The organism is Ruegeria sp. AM7, assembly GCF_056535965.1.
Window position 1 is genome coordinate 1 of record NZ_JBQFJE010000003.1, and the last position, 24105, is coordinate 24105.

The window sequence follows — 24105 nt, forward strand, 5'->3', positions numbered from 1 at the left end:
GTTTACCTAAACTTCATGCGCTCATTTATGCGGATAGATAATGAAGGCGGATTGGATCACTACAATACTCTCCGTATGGAGTTGTCTTTGCTCGCCTCTGACCAGGTTCTGAAGAGTGTGAATGAATTCGCGGAATATGCTGCGGATACATCCGGGCCTATGGTTCAGCGTGACATGGCTAAGTTTAAATATCTTCTTGCTTCTGCCTTAACGGACATGCGTCGAGATGTTTTCGACACTACTTCTTTGTCTGTGGAAGACATCCAAAAAACTCTGCCAATTCAAAACTAGTTGTCGGGAAAGTACAGCGCGGAGCAAGGCCGGGCCGCCGGCGCGCGCTATCACCGCCCGCACGGGCTGGCGATTTGTCTCCGTAAGCGCAACGCTCGTACAGTACGCGGATTTGGCGGGCATAAAGTGCGCAGCACAGCCGAAGATCGCCACCCCGCGGTCTGGCGACAGCGCGGCTTGCGCTCTGTACGGAAGGCCGAAATCCGCGCGTGTTACAGGTTCCCACAGGGTTGTGACGTGACAGTCCGCGTCAGGCAGCTAGGCTCCGGCCTATGATTTACCGACTGCTTTTCCTGCTGCTGACCGCAACCCCTGCGTTTGCCATGGGTCCATGGAAATCCGATTGCCATGGCGACACCGCCTGCGATCTCGGCGATCGCTCATATCATGTGCTGGAGCCCGAGAGTTGGGACGGGAAAACCCTCTGCCCGTGTTGTTGCATTTCCATGGCTGGGCGCGGCAGGCGCTGTCGTGGTGAACCATCAGCGCATCGCAGGCGCGACCAAGCTGCGCGGCGTGTTGCTGGTGGCCCCGAACGGGTTGGGTAGCTGGGATTTCTGGACCTCGGATACGCGCGACGTGCCCTTTGCCGATGCGGTGCTGGAGGATGTGGCTAAGCGCTATCCAGTTGATCCTGAACGTATCTACGTTTCGGGCTATTCCTTCGGCGGCGCGATGGCGTGGCGCTATGTGTGCCAGTCGGGCAATGACGTTGCCGCCCTGCTGGCCGTTGCGGGCAGCATCCGCCAGACCGAGGACTGCCCCGAAGCCCCGCGCGAGGCGCGCCATGTGCACGGCCTTAGCGATACGGTGATGGATTTCCCTTATGGCACCAATGGCGACACGACCTATCCGGTGGCGCTGTGGCGGGCGGCGTATGAGTGCCACGATGCCACCCCGCGCGGCGATTGGAGCGTGGTGCCGATCCTGACCCTCAGCCGGGTGGAGTGGACCGATTGCGCACGCGGGCAGGTGACGCTGGACACGCATCCGGGCGGGCATTTATCCCCCATGGCTGGATCGGGCGGCAATTGGACGAGCTTTTGGGCCGCACCTATCCGTGACGCGCAGCGCGCACCTTGGCGCATTCTTTGTCATTGCCTGTGCCGACTGGATATCTGCCAAAAAAGGCCCCGAGCAATGAAATTCACTCTGTCCTGGCTGAAAGACCACCTCGACACGGACGCGTCGGTTGATGAGATGGCCGAGGCGCTGACCGACCTCGGGCTAGAGGTCGAAGAGATCGTGAACCCGGCGGACCGGCTGGCGGGCTTTACGTTGGGCCATGTGAAGCACGCAGAAAAGCACCCCGACGCCGACAAGCTGCGCGTTTGCACGGTGGAAACCGATGAGGGCGATCTGCAGATCATTTGCGGCGCGCCCAACGCGCGCGAAGGCATCACTGTCGTGGTTTGCAAACCGGGCATGTATATCCCCGGTCTGGATATAACGATCAGCGTCGGCAAGATCCGGGGCGTCGAAAGCTTTGGCATGATGGCCTCCGAGCGTGAGCTGGAGTTGTCGGACGAGCATGATGGCATTATCGAACTGCCCTCGGGCGAGGTCGGTGATCGCTTCGTCGACTGGTTGGCCGAGAATGACCCGTCCAAGGTCGATCCGATGATCGAGATTGCGATCACGCCGAACCGCCCCGATGCGTTGGGTGTGGCTGGCATCGCTCGTGATCTGGCAGCGCGTGGGGTTGGCACGCTGAAAGAGCATATCCACGCGCCAGTGCCCGGCGATTTCGAATGCCCGATCAAGGTGACGATTGACGACGACACCTTGGACGGCGCGCCGCATTTCACCGGTCGTGTAATCCGGGGCGTCAAGAACGGCCCCAGCCCGCAATGGCTGCAGGATCAGTTGAAAGCCATCGGTCTGCGTCCCATTTCGGCGTTGGTGGATATCACCAACTACATGACATTCGACCAGAACCGCCCGCTGCACGTGTTTGATGCCGACAAAGTGCAGGGTAACCTGCGGGTCCACCGCGCCAAGGGTGGTGAAACGCTGGTGGCGCTGGATGAGAAGGAATACACCCTGCAGCGCGGTATGATGGTGATCTCGGACGACAAGGGTGCAGAATCTATCGCGGGTATCATGGGCGGCGAGGAAACCGGCTGTACCGATGAGACGGTCAATGTCTTCCTTGAAAGCGCCTTCTGGGATCACGTGCAGATCGCCCTGACAGGCCGTGCGCTGAAGATTAACTCGGACGCGCGTTACCGCTTTGAACGCGGCGTTGACCCGCAATTCACCCGTGAGGGGCTGGAGCAGGCGACCCAGATGATTCTGGATATCTGCGGCGGTGAGGTATCCTCGGTTGTTGAGGCCGGGAAGGCCCCGAACCACGCGCGCGCCTACAAGCTGGATGCGGCGCGGGTGCAGTCGCTGGTCGGGATGGAGATACCCGAAAGCGAACAGCGCCAGACCCTGACCCGTCTGGGTTTCCGCCTTGAAGGCGAGATGGCCCATGTGGCAGCTGGCGCCCCGATGTCATGGGCGAGGCCGATCTGGTGGAAGAGGTTGCGCGGATTGCCTCGCTGACCAAGCTGCAGGGCAAACCGCTGCCGCGAGTGACCGATGGCATCCCCAAGGCGGTGATGACACCGACGCAGCGCCGTCAGTCGATGGCCCGCCGGACCTGCGCGGCGCTGGGCTACAATGAATGTGTGTCCTATACCTTCATTGATCAGGCGTCCGCTGCGCTGTTCGGCGGTGGCGATGCAGCGACTCAGCTAGAAAACCCGATTTCCTCGGAAATGAGCCATATGCGCCCCGATCTGCTGCCCGGCCTGCTGCAGGCGGCCGCCCGCAATCAGGCGCGCGGCTTTGCCGATGTTGCCGTGTTCGAGGTTGGCCCTGTTTTCCACGGCGGTGAGCCCGGCAACCAGAAAACCCAGATCACTGGTCTGCTGGTGGGCCGCGATGGTCCCAAAGATGTGCACGGGGCCGCGCGCGGTAGATGTGTTTGACGTCAAAGCCGATGCCGAGGCCGTACTGGCCGCGATCGGAGCGCCCGCGAAGGTGCAGGTCCTGCGCGATGGTGATGCGTGGTGGCATCCGGGCCGTCATGGCAAAATCTGCCTGGGTCCGAAAAAGGTGCTGGGCGTGTTTGGTGAACTGCACCCGCGCATCCTGCAAGCGCTGGATATCAAGGGTCCGGCGATGGCCTTTACCATCTGGCCGGACGAAGTGCCTCTGCCGCGCAAATCCGGGGCCACCCGCGCGGCGCTTGAACTGCGCGATCTGCAGGCGGTGGAACGTGACTTTGCCTTTGTGGTTGATGCGGATGTCGAAGCTCTGACCTTGGTGAACGCGGCGGCAGGCGCGGATAAGGCGCTGATCGACGATGTACGCGTGTTCGATGAATTCATCGGTGGCAGCCTGGGTGAGGGCAAGAAATCGCTGGCCATCACCGTACGTCTGCAACCGACGGACAAGACCCTCAAGGAAGAGGATATCGAGGCGGTTGGTCAGAAGATCATCGCCAAAGTGTCCAAGGCCACGGGCGGTGTTCTGCGCGGCTGATCGGTGGGGCACGATAACAAGACAAAAGGGGCCGGACGCGCCCCTTTTTCATTTCAGGAGGAGCAAGACATGCTGAACGTTTACCTCTCGGGCGAGATTCACACCGATTGGCGCGACCAGATCATCGAAGGCGCGCAGGGGCTGGAAATCACCTTTAACAGCCCTGTGACCGACCACGCGGCCAGCGACGATTGCGGCGTGGCCATTCTGGGGGCTGAGCCGAACAAATACTGGCACGATCACAAGGGCGCGATGGTCAACGCGATCCGCACCCGTAAGGGGATCGCGGATGCGGATGTGGTCGTGGTCCGCTTTGGCGAGAAGTACAAGCAGTGGAATGCGGCCTTCGACGCAGGGTACGCTGCCGCTCTGGGCAAATCCTGATCGTGCTGCACGGCCCCGACCATCAGCACGCGCTGAAAGGGTCGACGCCGCAGCTTTGGCCGTGGCCGAGCACCCCGCGCAGGTGGTCGAGGTTCTGCGCTATGTTCTGACCGGGCAACTGCCCGGATAGCGGTCGATGGGGCGGGGCAATGCCTCGCCCCCGATCTGCCTTAGCTAGCCGCAGGGATAACCAATCCGCGCTGGACCGCTGGGCGGTCCAGAAAGCGGTCCAAATATGGCTGAAGGTTGGCGAAATCAGACCATCCAAGCAGCTCTTTCACACCGTAATAGTCCAAGCCTCGCAGCCACGGCACAATGGCGATATCGGCAATTGAATAGCTGCCCGCGATCCATTCCTGCCCTTCAAGCTGTGTGTTTAGCACATTGAGCAAGCGCTTGGCTTCGTTGATGTAACGTTCGCGGGGGCGAGGGTCTTCGATCTCGCTACCGGCGAATTTGTGGAAATAGCCAAGCTGACCGAACATCGGGCCAAGGCCACCCATCTGGAACATCAGCCATTGCGTCACGCGGGCTTTGTCCGCTGCGGTCGCGCCCATCAACTGATCGCTTTTCTCTGCCAGATATAGCAGGATTGCGCCGCTCTCGAACAGGGATACAGCCTCGCCATCCGGGCCGTTGGGGTCAATAATCGCAGGAATTTTGTTGTTTGGATTCAGCGACAGGAACTCGGGGCTTTTGACATCTGAATCTGCGAGTGTGACCAGATGTGCCTCGTAAGGAAGGCCAATCTCTTCCAGCATGATCGAAACTTTGACACCGTTTGGCGTTGGATAGGAATAAAGCTGCAACCTGTCGGGTGTCTGGGCAGGCCAGCGGCCGGTAATTGGATGAGTTGCGGTGTCAAGCATGGTGCGCTCCTGTAAAAGGTTCCGAGTTGAGGTAAGCACTGACTAAATGTGTTACCAGTAGAGCACCTGTGCATTCCCGGTCAGTTCTTGTGCATTTCGCAACAGAGGGGAAAACCAGGTCATTCCGCACCTAGACCAGAGGCGCATTCTCGCTCACAATCTTGTGTATCCCGCGCGCGTGTCGCGGGTTTTGCATAGCTCGCATAAGGAGAGACGTGTGGACGAGGTTGTAACGCAAGTTGGAGCGTTTGCTCCGCTTATTATGAATGCAGTCAAGGCACTGATTGTTCTGATTTTGGGCTGGATCGTGGCCGGTGCGATAGGCGGTATGGTGCGCCGGCGCATCAACGCGACCCCGCAGATTGACCCGACTCTCGGCAACTTTATGGCCAGCCTTGTGAAATGGGCTATCCTGGCGATGGTTCTGGTCGCCGTTCTGGGGATTTTCGGGATTGAGGCCACAAGTATTGTCGCCATTTTGGGTGCGGCATCGCTGGCTATCGGTCTGGCGCTGCAAGGGACGCTCAGCGATCTGGCGGCGGGCGTGATGCTGGTGGTGTTCCGGCCTTACAAGCTGGGTCAATATGTGGATATCGGCGGTACTGCTGGGACGGTACAGGACCTGAACCTGTTTACGACCGAATTGGTGACGCCGGATAACGTGCAGATCATTGTTCCCAACGGGCAGGCTTGGGGAACGGTGATCACCAACTATTCGGCCCATGACACGCGACGCGTGGACCTGGTTTTCGGGATTGATTACGGCGACAGCGCTGATGAGGCGATGCAGATCATTCTGGATGTGGCCAAGGCCGATGATCGTATTCACAACGATCCTGAACCGTGGGTGCGTGTGACCAATCTGGGCGACAGCTCGGTTGATCTGACGGCGCGGCTGTGGTGTGCCGCTGCAGATTACTGGGACGTGAAGTTTGAAATCACGAAGGCCGTTAAAGAAGCGTTCGATGCCAAGGGTGTATCGATTCCCTATCCGCATTCGGTCGAGATTCAAAAACAGGCATAACGCTCCCGCCCGTCATACGGGCATTGGAATGCCTTTTTCCGGTTGGTGGCGCCGCGCTGATCGCGCGGCGCTTTTTCGTTGTTGCAACGTTGGTCAGAGGTTCGACCGCGCCGCGCGATCAGCGCGGCGCTACGCCAACGCTGTAAACGCACTCGTCAGAGGGCGCTTTCAGCGGGAGTATCTTAAGCCTTGATGACGACGTTGGGGGACACCACGTCGATCCCGAGTGCTTTGCCGACGGCGTAGTAGGTCAGCTTACCTGCATGTATGTTCAGTCCGGCCATCAGATGAGGGTCGTCCTGACAGGCCTGTTTCCAGCCTTTGTCGGCCAACGCCAGCATGAAGGGCATGGTGGCGTTGCCAAGCGCGATGGTCGATGTGCGGGCGACAGCTCCGGGCATGTTGGCGACGCAATAGTGCATGATGCCATCAACATCATAGATCGGTTCGGCATGGGTCGTCGCTTTCGACGTCTCAAAACACCCACCCTGATCAATCGCAACGTCGACAAGGACTGCTCCGGGTTTCATGGTAGAAAGTTGCGCGCGGGTCACCAGCTTTGGCGCAGCCGCACCGGGGATCAGCACCGCGCCGATCACCATGTCGGCGGATTGGATCAGCTCGGCCGTTGCGCCGGCTGTCGAGTATTGGTTCTTGAACGTCCCGCCAAACACGTCATCCAAATAGCGCAGGCGCGGCAGCGACCGGTCAAGAACCGTCACGTCTGCCCCCATCCCCGCGGCGATCTTGGCGGCATGTGTTCCCACGACACCACCGCCAATCACAACAACTTTCGCTGGACCAACTCCGGGAACGCCGCCCATCAGAACACCGCGTCCGCCATTGGCCTTCTGCAGGGTCCACGACCCGACCTGCGGGGCGAGGCGACCTGCAACCTCGGACATGGGTGCAAGCAAAGGCAGCCCCCCATTGGCGTCCGTAACAGTCTCGTACGCGATAGCCGTACAACCCGAAGCAAGCAGGTCATGGGTCTGGTCAGGGTCCGGTGCAAGGTGCAGATAGGTAAACAGCAGTTGTCCCTCGCGCAGCATCTTGCGTTCGCCTGCCTGCGGTTCTTTGACTTTGACGATCATGTCGGCAGTGGCGAAAACTTCGGCTGCGGTGTCGACAATGCGCGCTCCGGCTGCGACGTAGTCGGCATTGTCAAAACCCGAACCCTGACCGGCTCCGGTTTCAATGATCACCTCGTGGCCGCGCGCGACCGCTTCTTGCGCAGCGTTCGGGGTCATTCCGACGCGGAACTCCTGCGGTTTGATTTCTTTGGGGCAACCGATCTTCATTTGGTCTCTCCGTTTGTAAACTGCTTAAATAATGGGCAACTTTGCGCGCAATTTCTGTGAAACTCTGCCCGTGTGAACGCTTTAATTCCGAAAAATTTTCGGTATTTTGGCCATAACTTGCAAAGGATTGCGCAGATGGCCATTGATACGACAGATCGAAAGATTCTGGCGGCATTGCAACGAAACGGTCGGATGTCGAATGCAGAACTGTCCGAACAGGCCAATTTGTCGCCTTCGGCCTGCCACAGACGGGTGCAACGGTTGGAATCCGAGGGCTTTATTCGCAACTACGTTGCCTTGTTGGATGCGCGCAAGATGAATGTGCCGACGACCGTCTTTGTCGAGATCACTCTGCAAGGACAGGCCGAAGAGGTTCTGGATGCCTTCGAAAAGGCCGTTGCCCGTATTCCGGATGTTTTGGAGTGTCACCTTATGGCGGGAACGGCGGACTACATACTGAAAGTCGTCGCTGAAAACACCGAGGACTTTGCCCGCATCCATCGGCAATACTTGTCGCGACTACCCGGTGTGGCGCAGATGCAAAGTTCGTTTGCGCTTCGAACCGTGTTCAAAACCACGGCATTACCGGTTTGATCAGGCCGGTCCGGGATAGGTGAACAGTACCAGGTGCGCGGCGTTGAAGCCGAAATGCATGAGGACAGGAACCCACAGACGTCCGGTTGCATAGTAACCCAGCCCGCAAGCCGCGCCCAGAATAGCCGCGAAACCTGCCAATGCCGGTCCTCCGCCGGCGTGAACCAAACCAAACAGAAGGCTTGCAGCAGCTATCCCCAGACCCGCGCCAAAACGGGAAGAGATCAACGATTGGAAATAGCCGCGAAAAAACACCTCTTCCGTCAGGCAAGTCAGGAAGAGATTGGACAGCGCGAAGATCACCCACCAATGGGGCAGGCTGATCTCGGGGCGGATGGCATTGACGGCCGAACCCACTGCCAACAGCGCAGGCAGTAAGGCGAAACCAACTGCCAACGGGATTTTGCGCAGTGCCACAGCCCCACCAATCATGCCGGGCCACGCCAAAGCGACGGTGAACAGCACCATGGGCTTGTCCAGGTTCAAGTACATCGTGAAATCGCGACTTAAAGGGCCAGATTGAACCTGATCAAGGACCAGAAGGTTGTGAAATCCCGGGACCAGATGCGCTCCGAGCGCGATGCACCATATGACGAGTGCAATATGGCCAAGCGCGGCCCACATCCCGGACAGGTTGCGCAGTATCAACGCGCCTGCAAAACCGACAGTGACCACCCCTGCGGCGATCGGCGTAACCAGCCCCAGTGTCAGCGAGACCGCTCTAAAACCCCCAACAGTCCCATACCCAATGCTGGTTTGCCTGATACGGTGCTGACCATGGCGGCGATCAGCAAAAGCCACGGCCAGATCGTGGGCAGAAATGCGAAAAAATGGGTCAAAGTCGCGCCTTTGCAGTTCGGTTTGCGCCTTGATGCCGTGGTTGGGCGCGTTCTGGCAAGACAGTTCAACAGTGAACGGGCTGCGGATTTGCGTCACAGTGATCTTGTCGCCGTAAGCTGTTAGGCTTAGGAAAAGACCTTCATCAATTCATCCGATGACATCAGGCGGTTACATGCGCCCGATACGGTCCGAACCCGGGAATTTGTAAGGAGCAGACCTTGGCTGACGAATATAACGACGCCTCGAAAGACTGGCTTGAGGCCGAGCTGGAAGACACGCTGGACGAAGATTTCGAGATCGAGTTCAGCGAGCCCATGTTGTCGATGGAAATCCGCAAGATCTACAAGGATCAGCACCCCGAAATGCTGGACCGCAAGGTCTATTTCCGGAACCTGCTGCGTCTTCAGGCCGAGTTGATCAAAGTGCAGGATTGGGTGCAGCACACGGGTGCCAAGGTTTGTATCCTGTTCGAAGGCCGCGACAGCGCGGGCAAGGGGGGCGTGATCAAGCGGATCACGCAGCGCCTGAACCCGCGGGTTGCGCGTGTCGTTGCTCTGCCCGCGCCAAGCCGTCGGGAACAAAGCCAGTGGTATTTCCAGCGATACGTTCCGCACCTGCCTGCAGCGGGCGAAATCGTGCTGTTCGACCGGTCATGGTACAATCGCGCGGGTGTCGAACGGGTCATGGGCTTTGCGACCGAAGATCAGGTTGAACAGTTCTTTCAGGACGTTCCCGAATTTGAACGGATGCTGGTGCGTTCGGGCATTATTTTGCTGAAATACTGGTTCTCGATCACCGATGAAGAGCAGCAGTTGCGGTTCCTCATGCGCATCCACGATCCGATGAAGCAGTGGAAGCTGTCGCCGATGGATCTGGAATCTCGTATCCGGTGGGAGGCCTACACTAAGGCCAAAGAAGACATGCTATTCCGCACCAATATCTCGGAAGCGCCATGGTATATCGTCGAAGGCAATGACAAAAAGCGTGAGCGTCTGAACTGTATCGAACACCTGTTGACCAAGATCCCCTACACGGATGTACCGCAGGAAAAGGTCAACCTGCCGGATCGCAAGTACAACCCGGAATACGAACGCCGTGTTCTGCCGGACGAATTGCACGTGCCAAAAATATACTGATCGGTCCGAAAGGATGCGAAGCAGCGATCTGCTTCGCATCAGGTTGGGGCGTCAGACCGCGTCCATCATGCAATCGACGTTGAAGAAGGTGAGCGAAAAGAAGTCTTCGGCTCCGCCAGACGTCATCTCGGGACAGATTAGTTCGTCTGCAACCAAGACTGAATCATCTGCTATTACGAAATCCATGTCGTCCTGGGTCTCAGGCGGGGTCATGTCGTCATCATTCCACGCGAATTGATCGAAATCTTCTTTTAGCTGCTGAATGAATGCGTCTAGTTCAGTAAGAAAGGCCGCAACATCGAAGCAATCTGCATCAGCGTCTTCGGTGTCTGGCTGTTCAGGGGCCGGATCGTCGTTGTCGGTGACGTCAGTACCCGGCTGTTCTGGGGCTGGGTCGTCGGTTTCGGTAAGGTCAGTATCCGGCTGCTCCGGAGAAGGAGTGTCCGTTTCTGTGACGTCAGTGTCCGGCTGTTCGGTGACCGGGTCTTCGGTCTCGGTCACATCAGTATCGGGCTGTGCGGGGTCTGGCTCTGCAGGTGGGGTAGGCGTCATGGCAGTGCCGCCGCTGTCCAGCATGACTGCCGCATCAGTTGTGGCAAAGTTCTGCGTGACGATCACGGCGTCAGAACCCTGCATATCGCCGGTCTCGATACCGATGCCGATATATTTGAAATCAGGATTCAGAATATTCGCGCGATGACCGGGGCTATTCATCAGGCCCTGGTGCAGTTGCGCCACGTCGTCGCTGATCCCCGGCGCGCCGCGCTCTGATTGCCAGGCGATATTCTCGCCAGTTCGCCAACTGCCTTCAAGATCGAACCCGGCCGCCTGCATCCGCTGGGTGGCGCTTGATCCCCTGACCCGGTGTGGCTGAACGTGTCCGTATCCAGCATCCAGCTGCTGTGATCTTCCGACGAATCGTTGAGCTGCGTTTCAAGCTGTAATGGGTCCAAGCCACGGGACGTACGCTCTTGGTTGATCAACGCCAGCATTTCCCGTTCTACTTGACTTGCTGCAGACATTTTTGCCTCCTTAAGGTGTTGTGTCCGAATGGACAGACCCACTTAAAGAACCGGCAAAAGACATGAACAGTGAGGTCGGAAAGATCGGCGCATTTCGGCGGGAGGGCGCACCGAAACAGAGATTCGCCGCGCTTGATAACGCCGAGAAAATGGCAAATCAATGTCTCGGCGAGTTGTTGCGATCGTCAAGCGGCGGGACCGGCGAAATCCCTCTTAAAAACGACAAACCCCCGGGCGGGGCCTCGGGGGTCGTCAAATAGTGTCATCCAAAGCTGGACGAGCTTCAGGTGCTTAGAGCAAACCTTCGCGCTGTGCTTTCTTACGTGCCAGTTTACGGGCACGGCGGATCGCTTCAGCTTTCTCGCGCGCTTTTTTCTCGGACGGTTTCTCGAAATGTTGCTTAAGCTTCATTTCACGGAACACGCCTTCGCGCTGCAGCTTTTTCTTCAGGGCACGAAGCGCCTGATCGACGTTATTGTCGCGAACACTAACCTGCATGTGGTTGTCACCACCTTTCTAGATAGAGTTGCAAGGAAATTGCAGGAGGTGGCCGTATAGCAAAGCCGCTCTAACTTGTCTAGTACTGGTGCCAGAACCCGGAGAACCGCCATGACCATATCCTACGAAGATGCCAAAACCCAGCTTTTGGACGCTATGCTGGCCCATGTGCCGTTTGATGGCTGGTCGGAAACCAGCTTTCGCATGGCCATCAGTGACTGCGGTATTGATGAAACGCTGGCACGGTCGATCTGTCCTCGTGGTGCGGTTGATATGGCCCTGGCTTTTCATGCCCGCGGGGACGCGGCGATGGCAGAGCGTCTGAAAACCGAAGATCTGAGCGATCTGAAATTCCGTGACCGGATCGCCGCTGCTGTCCGGTTCCGTCTTCAGGCGGTAGAGGACAAGGAACTCGTGCGTCGTGGGATGACGCTGTTTTCTTTGCCGATGCACGCGGCTGATGGGGCCAAGGCGATGTGGCAGACCTGCGATCTGATCTGGGACACGCTTGGCGATACATCGGACGATGTGAACTGGTACACCAAGCGGGCGACGTTGTCGGGGGTCTATTCCTCGACCGTGCTGTTTTGGCTGGGGGATGATTCGTCTGACCAGCAGAGAACGTGGGAGTTTCTGGACCGCCGCATCGACAACGTCATGCAGTTCGAAAAGCTCAAGGCGCAGGTGAATGGCAACCCACTGTTCAAGCCCTTTCTTGCGGTGCCGAATTGGTTGGCAGGTCAGGTTAAAGCTCCGATGAAGATGCGGGCTGATCTGCCGGGAATGCTGAACCCGCGCAAGTAAGCGTCTGGGCCTTTCTGATTTCGCCTGTTAGGCATTGGGCAAAGGAGAATTGCCCATGACCCAGACAATGCGCGCTGTAGAAATCACCAAACCCGGCGGCCGAGGTTCTGCAGATAACGGACCGACCGGTGCCTGAGCCTGCTGCGGGTCAGGTGGTGCTAAAGGTGGCCTATGCCGGGGTAAACCGTCCGGATGCGCTGCAGCGGGCGGGTGCGTATGATCCTCCTCCGGGTGCCAGCGATCTGCCGGGGCTTGAGGCATCGGGTGAGGTCGTAGCCCTAGGTTCTGGCGTTCAAGGGCTTTCAGTTGGTGACCAGGTTTGCGCCTTGTTGCCCGGCGGCGGCTATGCCGAATACGTTGCTACGCCCGCTGCCCATTGCTTGCCGGTGCCAGAGGGTATGGGCCTGGAAGAGGCCGCGTGTCTGCCCGAGACCTTCTTTACCGTCTGGTCCAATGTCTTCACACGCGGCGGTCTGAAAGCAGGCGAGCGGTTTTTGGTTCACGGCGGCTCCAGCGGGATCGGAACAACGGCGATCCAGCTTGCAAATGCCTTTGGCGCACGGGTCTTTGCCACTGCCGGATCGGCCGAGAAATGCGCCGCTTGCGAGAAACTGGGGGCCGAGAAGGCGATCAATTACCGGGAAGAGGATTTCGTGGCAGTCATGCGGGCCGAGGGCGGGGCGAACCTGATCCTCGATATGGTGGGCGGTGACTATATCCCGCGCAACGTCAAAGCTCTGGCCGAGGATGGGCGGCTGGTTCAAATCGCCTTCCTGCAGGGCCCCAAGGTCGAGCTGAACTTTGCCATGATGATGGTGAAACGCTTGACCCTGACCGGTAGCACCTTGCGTCCGCAATCCGATCTGGCCAAGGCCAAAATCGCCCAAGACCTGCGCGAGGCGGTCTGGCCGCTACTGGATTCGGGCAAGATTGCCCCGGTGATGGACAGCGAGTTTGACATGGCCGAGGCCTCAGCGGCCCACGCGCGGATGGAAAGCTCGGGTCATATCGGCAAGATCGTTCTTAAGATCGGCGGCTAGGCACCGTCTTCCGGTTCAGGTCACGGCGCAGCGATACAGGTGCCATGTGGCGTGGCCCAGAACCGGAATGACAACAATCAACCCCAGTAACATCGGGATCGCGCCCAGTATCAACGCACTGGACACAACCAGACCCCAGGTCAGGATGACCGATGGGTTGTGCCGCAGAACGCGAACTGATGTTACTACGGCAAGCGGCACCCCGACTTTGCGGTCAAGAAGCAGGGGGAAGCTGATCACGCTTGTGGCCAGTGCGACGAGGGCGAAGAAGAACCCGACCAAGATGCCAGACAGGATCATGACCCAGCCTGCCTTTGTTGTGAAGACTTGGGTTAAGAAGGTGCTGAACGAGGTCGGTAGATCAGGACCCAATGTCTGAACATAAATGCTCTGCGCGACCATCAACCAGATCAGCAAAAGCACCACCAGATAGAAGCCCAGTGTCAGAATGGCCCCGAACGAGGGTGACCGGAATACGCCAAGTGCATCCAGCCAATGGGCTTCGGCCCCTTGCTCGCGTTTTCGGCTGATTTCATAAAGACCCACGGCCGCCACAGGCCCGATCAATGCGAAACCTGCGATCAGGGGGGCCAGTAAAGGTATCATATTCCGGTTCAGGCCTAACCCGAACATCAGCAAGCCCGCCAGAGGGTAGATCAATACCACGAAGACCGCATCTGCGCGGGTTTCCATAAAGTCTTCCGAGCCCGCTCGCAGACACGCCCAGAGGTCACTAAAGCTCAGCGTCTGAACCTTGGGCATTTTGGGTGTCCCAGCGCCACCAATTCCGGTGACGTTCTCTGCAACATGATCACCGGTGGCTCCCAGCGTTTGGGCCGCCCAGCTGATCGGATTTCCTATCGTCCTGACCATCGTCATCCCCTCGCGTTTGCCTATCAGCGCCGCAAAGATGATCCGGTACGAGTTGCCTTTGGCCGGACCAGCCGGCAACGCTCAAGCGCCAGTATAGCATAATTTTTGCGTTTGGGTTGCCTTGGACCTGCTTGTGCCGATTGCTCTGGATCGCAGGCGTGTTAGCTTGGCCCCAGGTTACAGGAGGTGAGTATGCAGAAAACGGCACGTACCGTCGTCATTCACGAACACGGCGGCCCCGAGGTTCTGAAGATCGAAGACCGTCCGATAGGCGATCCTGGACCGGGCGAAGTTCGCATTCGTCATCAAGCCTGTGGATTGAACTTCATTGATGTCTATCAGCGGACCGGTCTCTATCCGATGGACTTGCCGCACGCATTGGGAATGGAGGCGTCTGGTGTGATCGAAGCGGTGGGCGAAGGCGTCACCCATCTGCAACCGGGCCAACGCGCAGCCTATGCGGCTAACCCCTCTGGTGCTTATTGCGAGGCGCGCGTGATGCCGGCCGCACAGGTTTGCCCTTTGCCTGATGATATTTCGTTTGATGCGGCTGCGGCCATGATGCTTAAGGGGATGACGGTCGAGTATCTGTTTCACCGCACGACCCCGCTGAAACGGGGTGACACCGTTCTGTTCCACGCCGCCGCCGGTGGTGTCGGGCTGATTGCGTGCCAATGGGCCAAATCCGAGGGGATCAAGCTGATCGGTACGGCTGGAACAGATGAAAAATGCAGTCTGGCTCAGTTCAACGGGGCGACACACTGCATCAATTACCGGACCGAGAATTTTGCCGAGCGGGTCGCCGACATCACAGGTGGCAAGGGCGTCGATGCGGTGATGGATTCGATTGGTGCGCAGACATTTGCCGGCTCTCTGGAATGCCTGAAACCTCTGGGTATGATGATTTCCTTTGGCAATGCTTCGGGGCCGGTGCCGTTGATGGATATCGCCATTCTGGCCAAGAAAGGCTCGCTCAAGATTACGCGACCGACTTTGTTTACTCACACCGCCGATCACGCTGTCTGTCAGGCCATGGCGCGGCGCCTGTTCAACAAGGTGCAGGGGAATGAGGTGAAAATCCACATCGACCAGCGTTTTCCGCTTGAGCAGGTCGCCGACGCCCATCGCGCGCTTGAAGCCCGTCAGACGACAGGAAGTACGGTTTTGGAGCTGTAGTCTGGTAGTAAGGTCCCGACGTGTGTCGGGACCGTTTCTGGGGCGTTAAATCAAAACCGATAGGCCGCACGGGCCTGAAATGTCGTGGCGTCGACATCAACGCCGGATGAATTGAAATCGTTGAACTCGTGATACAGGATTTCTCCACCAATGCTGACGTTTGGTGCCACGATATGTTCGTAACCAGCACCGATAAACCAACCATTATCGCTGCTCAGATTGTCGGTACCAGCCTCGGCATATCCGCCGATGCCATAAAGCAAACCCACTGACGTGACCTTGTAGCCCGCACGGGCCTTGATGCGCCACACATCCTCGACCGTGGCTGCGCCACCCAGATCAACATCGGTCCAGTCATAGTCGAAGCCGCCACCTACGACCCAATCCCCCAGATCGTAATCATAACCCAGAATGATACCGCCGATCGCGCCGTCTCCGTCGATGCCAGAGACGTTGGTGTCGATATCGGCATAACCAACCTGCAGACCGCCGTAGAAGCCCGTCCAGTTGCCAGAAGACTGCGCAGCAGCGGATCCTGCGGCCAGAAATGCAATGCCTGCCGCTGCTAAAAGACGTTTATTCATATTGTGTTCCTTTCCCTCAAATTGGTTTTTTGTGCCGACCTACGGATGATCGTGCGCTCACATAACTGAATACGTTTGAGCGAGAGGCTGGATCATTCACGGATGAAAGTGGAAAGTCGACGCGGTCATCTGCAGCGCGGGCATTCCGGACAATCCGAAGCAGAGGCGGTTAGGGAAAGTATGCGAGTGAATTAAAAACAAAAGAAAAACGGCGGCAGAATGCTCTGCCGCCGTTGTGTTGGAGTGCGTAGGCGGATTATTGCGCCTGCAGTTCTGCCGGAGTTTTGTCGGCAATGTCTTTCCAGTTGGTGTCCGCACGCTCGTTAAAGCCCGGGATGTCGCCTTCCCAGCGTTCCTGAATGTCGGCCGACAGGTTCAGGTACAGCTTGTTATCAACGATTTTCCAGTAGTTCGGGTCGCCGTCAAACTTGAAGCCCATCGCGGTGCCGAATGCGCAGTAGCCGCCATATGCGGGCAGGTACGCTTCGGGGTTTTCTTCAAACGCGACTTTGTTTTCTTCGTTTGCAAAGCGATACAAAGCGTCGTTGTGCAGCGTGGTGATGCGGTAGTCGCCTTTGGTGGCTTCGCCAACGGTGAAGTAGGCAACCGGGTCATAACCCTGCAGCGCCAGACCGGTCGAGCTTGCGTTCAGGTCAACGCCTGCGGCCATCGCCGTGCTTGCAACTGCTACAGACAGCGCAACGCCGCCGATGAGGGATTTGATCTTGTTCATGGTTTTCACCTTTCGTGAATTGAGCCACCGGACGACACCCTGAATTGTGCCTGAGTGACCCTGTCGATTTTGTTCCGTGCGGTCGGTAATTGGCCGTCACGACACCGAAGTGGGTAATGCTGTGATCACGTTCAAAACAATCAATTGTGATTGTGCGTAATAGAATAGGTTTTGTGCAAATATGCAGAGTAGAGCCTAAGGATCGGGCGCAAAACCAACAACGAATTCAATCACTTTATCAGCCGGCATCTCACACGGGCGCAGCAATGCACCACTATTTGCCGTCATGTACAGGTTCAGGCTGATGTAATCGGTCCCACCAAGCTCGTGTGCTACCAGCTTTATGGATTTTCCGCCTGCCAGCGCGGTTCGGCTCACGACATAGCGACGCCCGTGGCTGCGCCCAGTTGACGTTCCAAGCGGGATGCGGAAAACCGCCGTCAGGAACGGCGCCAGCGCGGTCAAGATTTTCCGATTTTGGGTTCCGTTCCGGCCCGGATGCGGGCGATATTTGCCCCGTGACGCCAGTAGACCAGCAAAGTCAGGGCCACACCCAACCCAAACGCCGTGCCATTGGTCAGGAACATCACCCAAATCGTCGACATCGCGGCAGCACTGAGAGCTGCCAAAGACGAGATTCGCCAGACTGCTGCGGCAAACAACCATGTCAGGCAACAGGCGATACCGACGCGCCAATCCAGTGCCAGCCACAGCCCAAGGAAGGTTGCGACCCCTTTGCCGCCTTTGAACCCCAACCAGACAGGGAAACAGTGACCCAGAAAAGCGGCCAGGGCGGCGATTTGAGCGGCGTCTTCTCCGGCCAGTGCACGCGCCAGCAGGACGGCGACCGCGCCTTTGGCCGCGTCAAAGATCAAGGTCAGCGCAGCGGCGCGCTTGTTCCCGGTGCGCAAAACATTGGTCGCGCCGATATTGCCCGAGCCGATATTGCGCAGATTTCCCAGCCCCATCACCTTGGCGATGATCATGCCAAAGGGGATCGACCCCATCAAATAACCAAGCGCGGCCCAAAGGATCAGTTGGGCCGTGGAACTGTCAATGGGGGGCATCAGGGTCTCCGGTATACTTCTTGGCCTGCGACATAGGTTGCCGTGACCTTACCTTGCATCCGCTGGCCGTCAAACGGAGTGTTCTGCGATTTCGATTTCAAGCTGAAACGATCCAGCACAAAAGGCATATCCGGGTCGAACAGGACCAGATCGGCGGGTGCGCCCTCGGTCAATCGACCACTATCCAGACCCAGCCGTTTTGCAGGGTTCAAAGCCATCGCCCGGAACAGGGTCGGAAGATCAAGCTGTTCGGCATGGTAAAGGCGCAGTGCGGCAGGCAACAACGTCTCAAGCGCCACTGCGCCCGATGCCGCTTCTTCAAAGGGCAGGCGTTTACTTTCTTCGTCCTGTGGCGTGTGCATCGAACTGATGATGTCGATCAGCCCAGTGCGCACCGCTTCGATCACAGCTTGCCGGTCATCCTCGGACCGCAGCGGCGGCTTTACCTTGAAGAAGGTGCGATAGTCGGCCACGTCCAACTCATTCAGCGTCAGGTGGTGGATCGATGTGCCTGCGGTGATGTCCAGCCCGTTGCGTTTGGCGCGTTCCAGCGCGGGCAGGGCGCGGGCGGTGGTGATCTGATCGGCGTGGTATTTGGCCCGAGTCATTTCCAGCAGGGCGATATCACGGTCCAACCCCATGCGCTCAGCCATGGGCGAAACGGCAGGTAAACCACGCAGCGCGGCGAACTTGCCGCTGGTAGCGGCCGCTCCGGCGCTGAGGCCGGGCTCCTGCGGATGCGCAATTACCAGCGCCCGCAGGATTTCGCATAGGTCAGCGCGCGGGAAAATACCTTGGTGTTGGCGATCACGTGGTCGCAATCGGTAAAGGCCACGGCACCTGCGTCTTGCAGAAAGCCGATCTCGGTCATCTCGCGACCTTCGCGGGCTTTGGTCAGGGCGGCCATAGGCAGAACATGCACCGGCGCATCTGCTTGTGCGCGGCGGGTAACGAACTCCAGCGTTTCCGGCGTGTCGATCGCTGGGCTGGTGTCAGGTCGGGTGACGATAGTGGTCACGCCCCGGCGGCGGCGGCCAGACCTGCAGATTTATAGCTTTCCTTATGCCGTTCGCCTGGCTCGCAAACCTTGACGCCGATATCCACGATGCCAGGGGCGAGGCAATGCCCGCCGCAATCGATCATCTGCGCGTCCGTTGTCGGGGCTGCGCCTTTGCCGTGGTCCTTTATCTGACCGTTTGTAATCAGTAGCCAACCGAGGGTGTCCGTTCCCGCCTCTGGGTCGATCAGTCGGGCATTGGTGAAAATCTGGGCGGTCATGTCTGGGCCTCTCGGGCTTTGGTCAGGGCTTCCATGGCGGCGTCCGGGTCGGGGAGGTATTCGAATACCAGGAAACGCAGTTGCGAAAACACGATGTTGTGTCCGTTGCGATAGAATTTCAGGTCGGGATGAATGGAGAGAGATTTTGCTTTAAAAATCCCGCTGATCCACCAGACGTTGCGATTGGTCACAACATAGACGCGCCGCGTGCGGATTAACCGTTCCCACCACATGAAAAACGCCAGTAACAGCGTGCATCCGATTAGCTTCCAATAGTCGCGCATAGTCTCCGCAAACCAAGGGCTGGCAATCCAACCGAGCGCAAGACAGGCAATTAAAATGCCATATGCCCATCTCAGGCGCGGAGGAAAGTACCCCTGATAAGGCCGCCCATGCCACAGCACCTGTTCAGTGTCGGGTATTTTCTTGCGCCACCAGTCGTCGCTCATCCCATGGCCCTTTCGATGGCGGCTTTGGTGGCGGCGGGGTCGGCTTGGTACTTGATCAGGTGCTTGTCGCCGCTTTTGGTGACAACCTGCACGAAACTGCCCATCGTGTTGACGGCGTCGACCTGGTTCAGGGCGATGGTGCGTGGGCCGGGGCCGGTGAGGGTGGTGTCCGACATCTCCCACGTGTTTGTCAGCTCTTCCGAGGCCAGATACCACGCGCGAAACCCGATGGCGGCCAGACCGGCGGGCGCGCCGGTCCAGACATAAGGTTTCCGACCAGCCACAACACGATCATCGCCCCGGCCATCGCGATAGCAGCAAGGGTCAGGTTGGTCTGGATATAGGCACTTCGATGCGGCGTGAAGACTACAGGATCAGCCATAGGGCACCTCCGACAATAAGCAGGGCGATCACCGCCAGGATCGCGGACCCGATGCGGCGCGGTGCGTTGTTTTCTACGGGGTTCTGGGGCGCCGAGAAGGTCTTGGCGCTTTCGGTCTCGATCACGCTGCCGGTCCAGTTTGTTGCCTCTTCAGTGTATAGCCCCAGCAGGCGAACCCGTGGGTCGGGGTTCAGTGTCGTGGCTGGGCCGTGAAAGGCGGCGCTGCGGACGGCCATGACCCAGCCTTCGATAGCATCCAGCATTGTGCGGTTTAGCTGATCCTCAGACACACCGCCGCCTTCATGCAAATATCCATAGAGCCCAAGGTCTTCGAGGTCTGAGACCGGAAAGATGTCGATCTGTTCGGCATCCAGACTATCGACCCCCAGAACCTGATCGGCGGCACCGGGTTCGCGCAGGAACTTTGCCTCTTCGGGGCGCATGTCCAGCGTGAACAGGCGGATCACACCGCGTTCATGAGGGGCAACGGTCAGGTCGCTCATGCGGCCTCGCGCAGGTTGCGGGCTAGTAGTTCCATCGCCGCCATGCGGACGGCGACGCCCATCTCGACCTGTTCCTGAATGACGGACCGGTTGATGTCATCGGCCAGCGTGCCGTCGATTTCCACGCCGCGATTCATCGGGCCGGGATGCATGACGATGGCGTCGGGTTTGGCCAGCGCCAGTTTTGCCGCATCCAGCCCGTAGCGGTGGTAATATTCGCGCTCCGAGGGGATAAAGCCGCCATCCATCCGCTCTTTCTGAAGGCGCAGCATCATCACGACGTCGACGTCCCTCAGACCTTCGTTCATGTCGTCGTAAATCTCGGCCCCGAACTCGGCAAAGGTCGAAGGCACCAACGTCGGCGGGCCGATCAGGCGGATACGGTTTTCCATCTTACCCAGCAGGATCAGGTTCGACCGTGCCACACGCGAATGCGCTACGTCCCCGCAAATCGCGATGTTCAGACGGTGCAAACGACCCTTGGCGCGGCGGATGGTCAACGCGTCCAGCAGCGCCTGCGTGGGGTGTTCGTGCTTGCCGTCGCCCGCATTCAGCACGGCGCAATTCACCTTTTGCGCCAGCAGGTCCACCGCGCCGGAATGCGGGTGCCGCACCACAAGAAGATCGGGATGCATCGCATTCAGCGTCATCGCCGTGTCGATCAGGGTTTCCCCTTTTTTGATCGAGCTGGCCTGCATCGCCATGTTCATCACATCCGCGCCCAGCCGCTTGCCCGCCAGTTCGAAACTGGCCTGCGTGCGGGTCGAGTTCTCAAAAAACATGTTGATCTGCGTCAGCCCTGACAGCACGTCGGAATGCTTGGTCGACTGGCGGTTCATGTCGACATAGGTCTCGGCTAGGTCAAGAACCGCAGTGATATCGGATTGTGACAGATGCTCGATGCCAAGAAGGTGACGATGGGCAAAACGCATGGGCGGGCTCCGGTCTGACAATCGAGCCGCTTATAAGAAGCCGCGCGGGCCAAGGCAACCTAAGGATCGGACCCTTCGGGCAGTTTCTCACATCCGCCTTCGGGCAGGCATTGCTCGCCGGGTTTGCACCATTTGGCGTTGCCGCAATCGACGGCCTTGACCGGGACACAGCCCTGATTGGCCGAGCATTTGAACCCCTGCCGGCATTGCGATCCGGTTTCTTCGCACAGGAACCAGCCGGGGCGGGTGCATCCACCGCCGGGCAGGCAGCTTGTGCCGCTGGCGCAGGTGCGGCCATCGTCGCATTTTGGCCGGGGCAGAGTGAATTCCAGCTGGATTGCCTCGCATTCGCCACGCCCGTTGCAAGAGGTGCCGCTGGGGCAGTCCAGACTGGACCGGCACTTGTTTTCGCCCTTTGGGCGCATCTGCGATTGCCGACGCAGCGTTCAAATGGACCGCAGGAAAAGCCGCCGCCGCAATAGGTGCCACCGGGCGGGATGCAGTTTCCGTCAAAACTGCAGCGTTGTCCAACGGGGCAGCAATTCCGCCCACATCTGAGTTGCCCCGCGCGGCATTGGTTCTGGACACGGTTGCGCTGTTGGAAGCCGTTGCGATCTTGGATACCTCGGTTCTGAACGCCGAAACGGTCGTTTACCTGCGCAAAGCTAGGGGTGCCGATGGGGATCAGCAGGAAGATGACCAGAAAGAATCGAATAAGGCTCGGCATGAATAGGGCCATGGTCTGCCCGGTTGCCGGGTCGATCAAGTGCTATTCGCTTTCCCTCGGTCAAAAGCTGGTTAGATTGTGAGGCATGGAATCGGCTTTGGATTATCACACGGCGCGGCCTTTGGACTGGCAGATCGAACTGGGCGCGACCGAGTCTATCGGGGATGTGCCGATAGACCGCTACGCGTTGCCTGACACCGCGCCCAAGGTCAAGAAACCTGTGGCGCAGGCGGCGCCGGAAAAACCCAAACAGGTCGATCCGGTTGCGGTGGCCAAAGCTGCGGCTCAAGGCGCGGGATCGCTGGATCAATTGCGCGCAACCATGGAGGCGTTTGACCATTGCGAGCTGAAGCGCGGTGCGCGGCAGTTGGTGTTTGCCGATGGCACGCCGGGGGCGCGAGTGATGATCATCGGCGAGGCTCCGGGTCGCGAGGAAGATCGCGAAGGTAAACCCTTTGTCGGTCGCGCGGGTCAGTTATTGGACCGGATGTTAGCCGCGATTGATCTGAATCGTCACAAGAACGTCTACATTACCAATGTGCTGCCATGGCGGCCTCCGCAAAACCGGGATCCCAAGCCCGAGGAGATCGGGATGATGAAACCGTTTTTGGAACGGCACGTGGCCTTGGCCAAGCCCGAGGTTCTGGTGGTCATGGGCAATATCAGCTGTCAGGCTGTGCTGGGCAAACGCGGCATCACCCGACTGCGCGGTCACTGGGATCAGGCGATGAACCTACCGGTGATCCCTATGTTCCACCCCGCCTATCTGCTGCGCCAGCCACAAGCCAAACGGCAAGCCTGGGCAGATTTGCTGGAGCTGAAAACCCGGTTGGAGGGCAAGTGATGCGCATTCTGGCCTTTTCCGACCTGCATATGGCCCGCAACCGCGCCGCCGAACTGGTCGCGGCCAGCGACACGGCCGCTCTGGTGATCGGGGCCGGAGACTTCTGTAACATGCGACAGGGTTTGGACGAGGCGATGCAGATGCTGTCTGGCATCGCCGCGCCCTTGGTTCTGGTGCCCGGCAATGCCGAAAGCGCCGAGGAATTGACACAGGCCGCGCCGCATGGCGTGCACGTCCTGCACGGGACAGGCATGAGTGTAGATGGGTTGCGCCTGTTCGGTTTGGGCTATGGCGTGCCGCCGACGCCATTCGGCGACTGGTCCTGCGACCTGTCCGAGGGCGAGGCCGCCGAGTTGCTGGACCGGTGCGAAGGGGCGGATGTTCTGATCACGCATTCCCCGCCGAAAGGCTATGGCGATGTGACCTCGACCGATGATGCGGTGGGGTCGACTGCGGTGCGAAACGCGATCGAACGGTTGCAACCGCAGATGTCATTGCACGGGCACATTCACGACAGCTGGGGCTATCGTGGCACGCTGGGACGCACTCAGGTTGCCAATCTAGGGCCGCGGGTGAATTGGTTCGAGGTTGAAGCATGATCGAAACAGTCACTCTGCTTGCCTTTATCCCTGCGGCTTTGGCGCTGAACTTCACACCGGGCGCGGATATGATGTTCTGTTTCGGGCAGGGTCTGAAATCGGGGTCTAAACCGGCCTTGGTGGCCAGCGCTGGCGTCTCGGTCGGGCTGATGGTGCATGTCCTTCTGGCCGGGCTGGGGCTGGGCGCTGCGGTGGCAGCGCTGCCGTGGCTGTTTGATGTGATCCGCTGGATGGGCGTGGCCTATCTGCTGTATCTGGCCTGGGGCGCGATCCGAAACGGAGCCATTTCTGCAGACGCCCCCACCAGACCCGCACATCACGCGTTCAGGGATGGCATGGTGGTGAACCTGACCAATCCCAAGGTGATCCTGTTCGTGCTTGCCTTTATCCCCCAATTCGTAAACCCGGCCCTTGGTCCGATCCTGCCGCAATTTCTGATCTTTGGCGTGGTGATCGCGCTGGGCGGGTTCGTGGTGAACGGCCTGGTCGGGGTGTTTGCCGGTGGCGCGGGCAAGGTTCTGATCTCGAACCCGCGCGCCTCGCGTATCATGGGCTGGGTGACAGGAGGGATTTTCACCGCCCTCGCCATCCGGCTTGCCATCATGGAAAGGGCCTGACGCA

At 58.7% G+C, this 24105-nt stretch carries 26 protein-coding genes and 6 pseudogenes; 15 read left to right on the forward strand and 17 right to left on the reverse strand.

Translation table 11 applies throughout. The annotated features are described in order from the left end of the window. From ACR3EG_RS03605 to ACR3EG_RS03625, 5 genes and pseudogenes are all read left to right on the forward strand, one after another. A partial coding sequence (locus ACR3EG_RS03605; RefSeq protein ID WP_480482988.1) for a hypothetical protein occupies nucleotides 1–291 on the forward strand: 291 nt, incomplete at its 5' end. Nucleotides 292–639: 348 nt separating this feature from the next. Then, nucleotides 640–2841: a phenylalanine--tRNA ligase subunit beta gene (pheT, locus tag ACR3EG_RS03610; protein WP_480482990.1), complete on the forward strand. Its 2202-nt coding sequence runs from the start codon at nucleotides 640–642 to the stop codon at nucleotides 2839–2841. A gap of 83 nt (nucleotides 2842–2924) precedes the next feature. Then, nucleotides 2925–3417 (forward strand): annotated as a pseudogene (locus ACR3EG_RS03615) (phenylalanine--tRNA ligase subunit beta); the annotation flags it as partial. A gap of 45 nt (nucleotides 3418–3462) precedes the next feature. Continuing rightward, nucleotides 3463–3825, forward strand: coding sequence for a phenylalanine--tRNA ligase subunit beta-related protein (locus ACR3EG_RS03620; RefSeq protein ID WP_480947617.1), 363 nt, complete (start codon nucleotides 3463–3465; stop codon nucleotides 3823–3825). Nucleotides 3826–3894: 69 nt separating this feature from the next. Beyond that, a pseudogene (locus ACR3EG_RS03625) lies at nucleotides 3895–4339 on the forward strand (YtoQ family protein). A 40-nt stretch (nucleotides 4340–4379) separates the two neighbouring features. Here ACR3EG_RS03625 and ACR3EG_RS03630 read toward each other — a convergent pair. Next, nucleotides 4380–5078 (reverse strand): glutathione S-transferase family protein, encoded by a 699-nt coding sequence (locus tag ACR3EG_RS03630; RefSeq protein WP_480482992.1) that lies wholly within the window; start codon nucleotides 5076–5078, stop codon nucleotides 4380–4382. Between the two features lie 262 nt (nucleotides 5079–5340). On the opposite strand from ACR3EG_RS03630, the gene ACR3EG_RS03635 reads away from it, so the two are divergent. Continuing rightward, entirely contained in the window at nucleotides 5341–6102 is a 762-nt protein-coding gene (locus tag ACR3EG_RS03635; protein WP_480482994.1) for a mechanosensitive ion channel family protein, read from the forward strand. 182 nt (nucleotides 6103–6284) lie between these two features. Here the strand turns inward: ACR3EG_RS03635 and ald are convergent, their stop codons facing one another. Next, complete coding sequence (gene ald / locus ACR3EG_RS03640; RefSeq protein WP_480482996.1) at nucleotides 6285–7403, reverse strand: alanine dehydrogenase; 1119 nt, start codon at nucleotides 7401–7403, stop codon at nucleotides 6285–6287. A gap of 135 nt (nucleotides 7404–7538) precedes the next feature. On the opposite strand from ald, the gene ACR3EG_RS03645 reads away from it, so the two are divergent. After that, entirely contained in the window at nucleotides 7539–7997 is a 459-nt protein-coding gene (locus ACR3EG_RS03645) for an Lrp/AsnC family transcriptional regulator (RefSeq protein ID WP_170353602.1), read from the forward strand. On the opposite strand, the gene ACR3EG_RS03650 is transcribed toward ACR3EG_RS03645, so the two are convergent. After that, the gene (locus ACR3EG_RS03650; RefSeq protein WP_480482998.1) at nucleotides 7998–8933 is read right to left on the reverse strand and encodes a CPBP family intramembrane glutamic endopeptidase; all 936 of its coding nucleotides are present in this window, start codon (nucleotides 8931–8933) and stop codon (nucleotides 7998–8000) included. 122 nt (nucleotides 8934–9055) lie between these two features. On the opposite strand from ACR3EG_RS03650, the gene ppk2 reads away from it, so the two are divergent. Next, nucleotides 9056–9973, forward strand: a complete 918-nt coding sequence (gene ppk2 / locus ACR3EG_RS03655; protein WP_480483000.1) for a polyphosphate kinase 2 — start codon at nucleotides 9056–9058, stop codon at nucleotides 9971–9973. Between the two features lie 51 nt (nucleotides 9974–10024). Here the strand turns inward: ppk2 and ACR3EG_RS03660 are convergent, their stop codons facing one another. The 3 genes and pseudogenes from ACR3EG_RS03660 to rpsU all read right to left on the reverse strand — a co-directional run bounded on the left by ACR3EG_RS03660 (nucleotide 10025) and on the right by rpsU (nucleotide 11493). After that, nucleotides 10025–10807, reverse strand: a complete 783-nt coding sequence (locus tag ACR3EG_RS03660) for a CAP domain-containing protein (RefSeq protein ID WP_480483001.1) — start codon at nucleotides 10805–10807, stop codon at nucleotides 10025–10027. Nucleotides 10808–10851: 44 nt separating this feature from the next. Continuing rightward, nucleotides 10852–10995 (reverse strand): annotated as a pseudogene (locus ACR3EG_RS03665) (CAP domain-containing protein); the annotation flags it as partial. Between the two features lie 291 nt (nucleotides 10996–11286). Next, the gene (gene rpsU, locus ACR3EG_RS03670; RefSeq protein WP_005614280.1) at nucleotides 11287–11493 is read right to left on the reverse strand and encodes a 30S ribosomal protein S21; all 207 of its coding nucleotides are present in this window, start codon (nucleotides 11491–11493) and stop codon (nucleotides 11287–11289) included. Between the two features lie 111 nt (nucleotides 11494–11604). On the opposite strand from rpsU, the gene ACR3EG_RS03675 reads away from it, so the two are divergent. After that, nucleotides 11605–12297, forward strand: a complete 693-nt coding sequence (locus ACR3EG_RS03675; RefSeq protein WP_480483004.1) for a COQ9 family protein — start codon at nucleotides 11605–11607, stop codon at nucleotides 12295–12297. Nucleotides 12298–12352: 55 nt separating this feature from the next. Further along, nucleotides 12353–13337: pseudogene (locus ACR3EG_RS03680) on the forward strand (NAD(P)H-quinone oxidoreductase). Between the two features lie 15 nt (nucleotides 13338–13352). Here the strand turns inward: ACR3EG_RS03680 and ACR3EG_RS03685 are convergent. Beyond that, entirely contained in the window at nucleotides 13353–14210 is an 858-nt protein-coding gene (locus ACR3EG_RS03685) for a DUF2189 domain-containing protein (protein ID WP_480496653.1), read from the reverse strand. Nucleotides 14211–14402: 192 nt separating this feature from the next. Between ACR3EG_RS03685 and ACR3EG_RS03690 the strand changes: the two genes are divergently transcribed. Next, nucleotides 14403–15386, forward strand: a complete 984-nt coding sequence (locus ACR3EG_RS03690) for a quinone oxidoreductase family protein (RefSeq protein ID WP_480483006.1) — start codon at nucleotides 14403–14405, stop codon at nucleotides 15384–15386. Nucleotides 15387–15436: 50 nt separating this feature from the next. Here the strand turns inward: ACR3EG_RS03690 and ACR3EG_RS03695 are convergent, their stop codons facing one another. From ACR3EG_RS03695 to ACR3EG_RS03740, 10 genes and pseudogenes are all read right to left on the reverse strand, one after another. Next, nucleotides 15437–15970, reverse strand: a complete 534-nt coding sequence (locus ACR3EG_RS03695) for an outer membrane protein (RefSeq protein WP_209195394.1) — start codon at nucleotides 15968–15970, stop codon at nucleotides 15437–15439. 256 nt (nucleotides 15971–16226) lie between these two features. Beyond that, nucleotides 16227–16703: a YHS domain-containing (seleno)protein gene (locus ACR3EG_RS03700; protein ID WP_480483008.1), complete on the reverse strand. Its 477-nt coding sequence runs from the start codon at nucleotides 16701–16703 to the stop codon at nucleotides 16227–16229. 195 nt (nucleotides 16704–16898) lie between these two features. Further along, nucleotides 16899–17168 (reverse strand): hypothetical protein, encoded by a 270-nt coding sequence (locus ACR3EG_RS03705; RefSeq protein ID WP_480483010.1) that lies wholly within the window; start codon nucleotides 17166–17168, stop codon nucleotides 16899–16901. Then, nucleotides 17165–17770: a glycerol-3-phosphate 1-O-acyltransferase PlsY gene (gene plsY, locus ACR3EG_RS03710; RefSeq protein WP_480483012.1), complete on the reverse strand. Its 606-nt coding sequence runs from the start codon at nucleotides 17768–17770 to the stop codon at nucleotides 17165–17167. Before plsY ends, ACR3EG_RS03705 begins: the two co-directional genes overlap by 4 nt. Continuing rightward, nucleotides 17770–19048: pseudogene (gene pyrC / locus ACR3EG_RS03715) on the reverse strand (dihydroorotase). The gene plsY and the pseudogene pyrC overlap by 1 nt, the downstream one beginning before the upstream one ends. Beyond that, nucleotides 19045–19497, reverse strand: a complete 453-nt coding sequence (locus ACR3EG_RS03720) for a hypothetical protein (RefSeq protein WP_480483014.1) — start codon at nucleotides 19495–19497, stop codon at nucleotides 19045–19047. The pseudogene pyrC and the gene ACR3EG_RS03720 overlap by 4 nt, the downstream one beginning before the upstream one ends. Further along, nucleotides 19494–19879: pseudogene (locus tag ACR3EG_RS03725) on the reverse strand (hypothetical protein). The gene ACR3EG_RS03720 and the pseudogene ACR3EG_RS03725 overlap by 4 nt, the downstream one beginning before the upstream one ends. Then, entirely contained in the window at nucleotides 19864–20382 is a 519-nt protein-coding gene (locus ACR3EG_RS03730; protein ID WP_480483016.1) for a hypothetical protein, read from the reverse strand. Before ACR3EG_RS03730 ends, ACR3EG_RS03725 begins: the two are co-directional and overlap by 16 nt. Continuing rightward, nucleotides 20379–21314 carry an aspartate carbamoyltransferase catalytic subunit gene (locus tag ACR3EG_RS03735; RefSeq protein ID WP_480483018.1) on the reverse strand — a complete coding sequence of 312 codons (936 nt, stop codon included), beginning with the start codon at nucleotides 21312–21314 and terminating at the stop codon, nucleotides 20379–20381. The genes ACR3EG_RS03730 and ACR3EG_RS03735 overlap by 4 nt, the downstream gene beginning before the upstream one ends. A gap of 59 nt (nucleotides 21315–21373) precedes the next feature. Continuing rightward, entirely contained in the window at nucleotides 21374–21739 is a 366-nt protein-coding gene (locus tag ACR3EG_RS03740) for a hypothetical protein (protein ID WP_480483020.1), read from the reverse strand. Between ACR3EG_RS03740 and ACR3EG_RS03745 the strand changes: the two genes are divergently transcribed. The 4 genes from ACR3EG_RS03745 to ACR3EG_RS03760 all read left to right on the forward strand — a co-directional run bounded on the left by ACR3EG_RS03745 (nucleotide 21730) and on the right by ACR3EG_RS03760 (nucleotide 24101). Then, a complete protein-coding gene (locus ACR3EG_RS03745) occupies nucleotides 21730–22047 on the forward strand; it encodes a hypothetical protein (RefSeq protein ID WP_480483022.1) in 318 nt (105 codons plus the stop codon). The genes ACR3EG_RS03740 and ACR3EG_RS03745 overlap by 10 nt on opposite strands. Before the next feature lie 79 nt (nucleotides 22048–22126). Next, complete coding sequence (locus ACR3EG_RS03750; protein WP_480483024.1) at nucleotides 22127–22885, forward strand: uracil-DNA glycosylase; 759 nt, start codon at nucleotides 22127–22129, stop codon at nucleotides 22883–22885. Continuing rightward, nucleotides 22885–23484: a metallophosphoesterase family protein gene (locus tag ACR3EG_RS03755; RefSeq protein ID WP_480483026.1), complete on the forward strand. Its 600-nt coding sequence runs from the start codon at nucleotides 22885–22887 to the stop codon at nucleotides 23482–23484. The genes ACR3EG_RS03750 and ACR3EG_RS03755 overlap by 1 nt, the downstream gene beginning before the upstream one ends. Then, nucleotides 23481–24101 (forward strand): LysE family translocator, encoded by a 621-nt coding sequence (locus ACR3EG_RS03760; protein ID WP_209195382.1) that lies wholly within the window; start codon nucleotides 23481–23483, stop codon nucleotides 24099–24101. Before ACR3EG_RS03755 ends, ACR3EG_RS03760 begins: the two co-directional genes overlap by 4 nt. The last annotated feature ends 4 nt before the right edge of the window (nucleotides 24102–24105 follow it).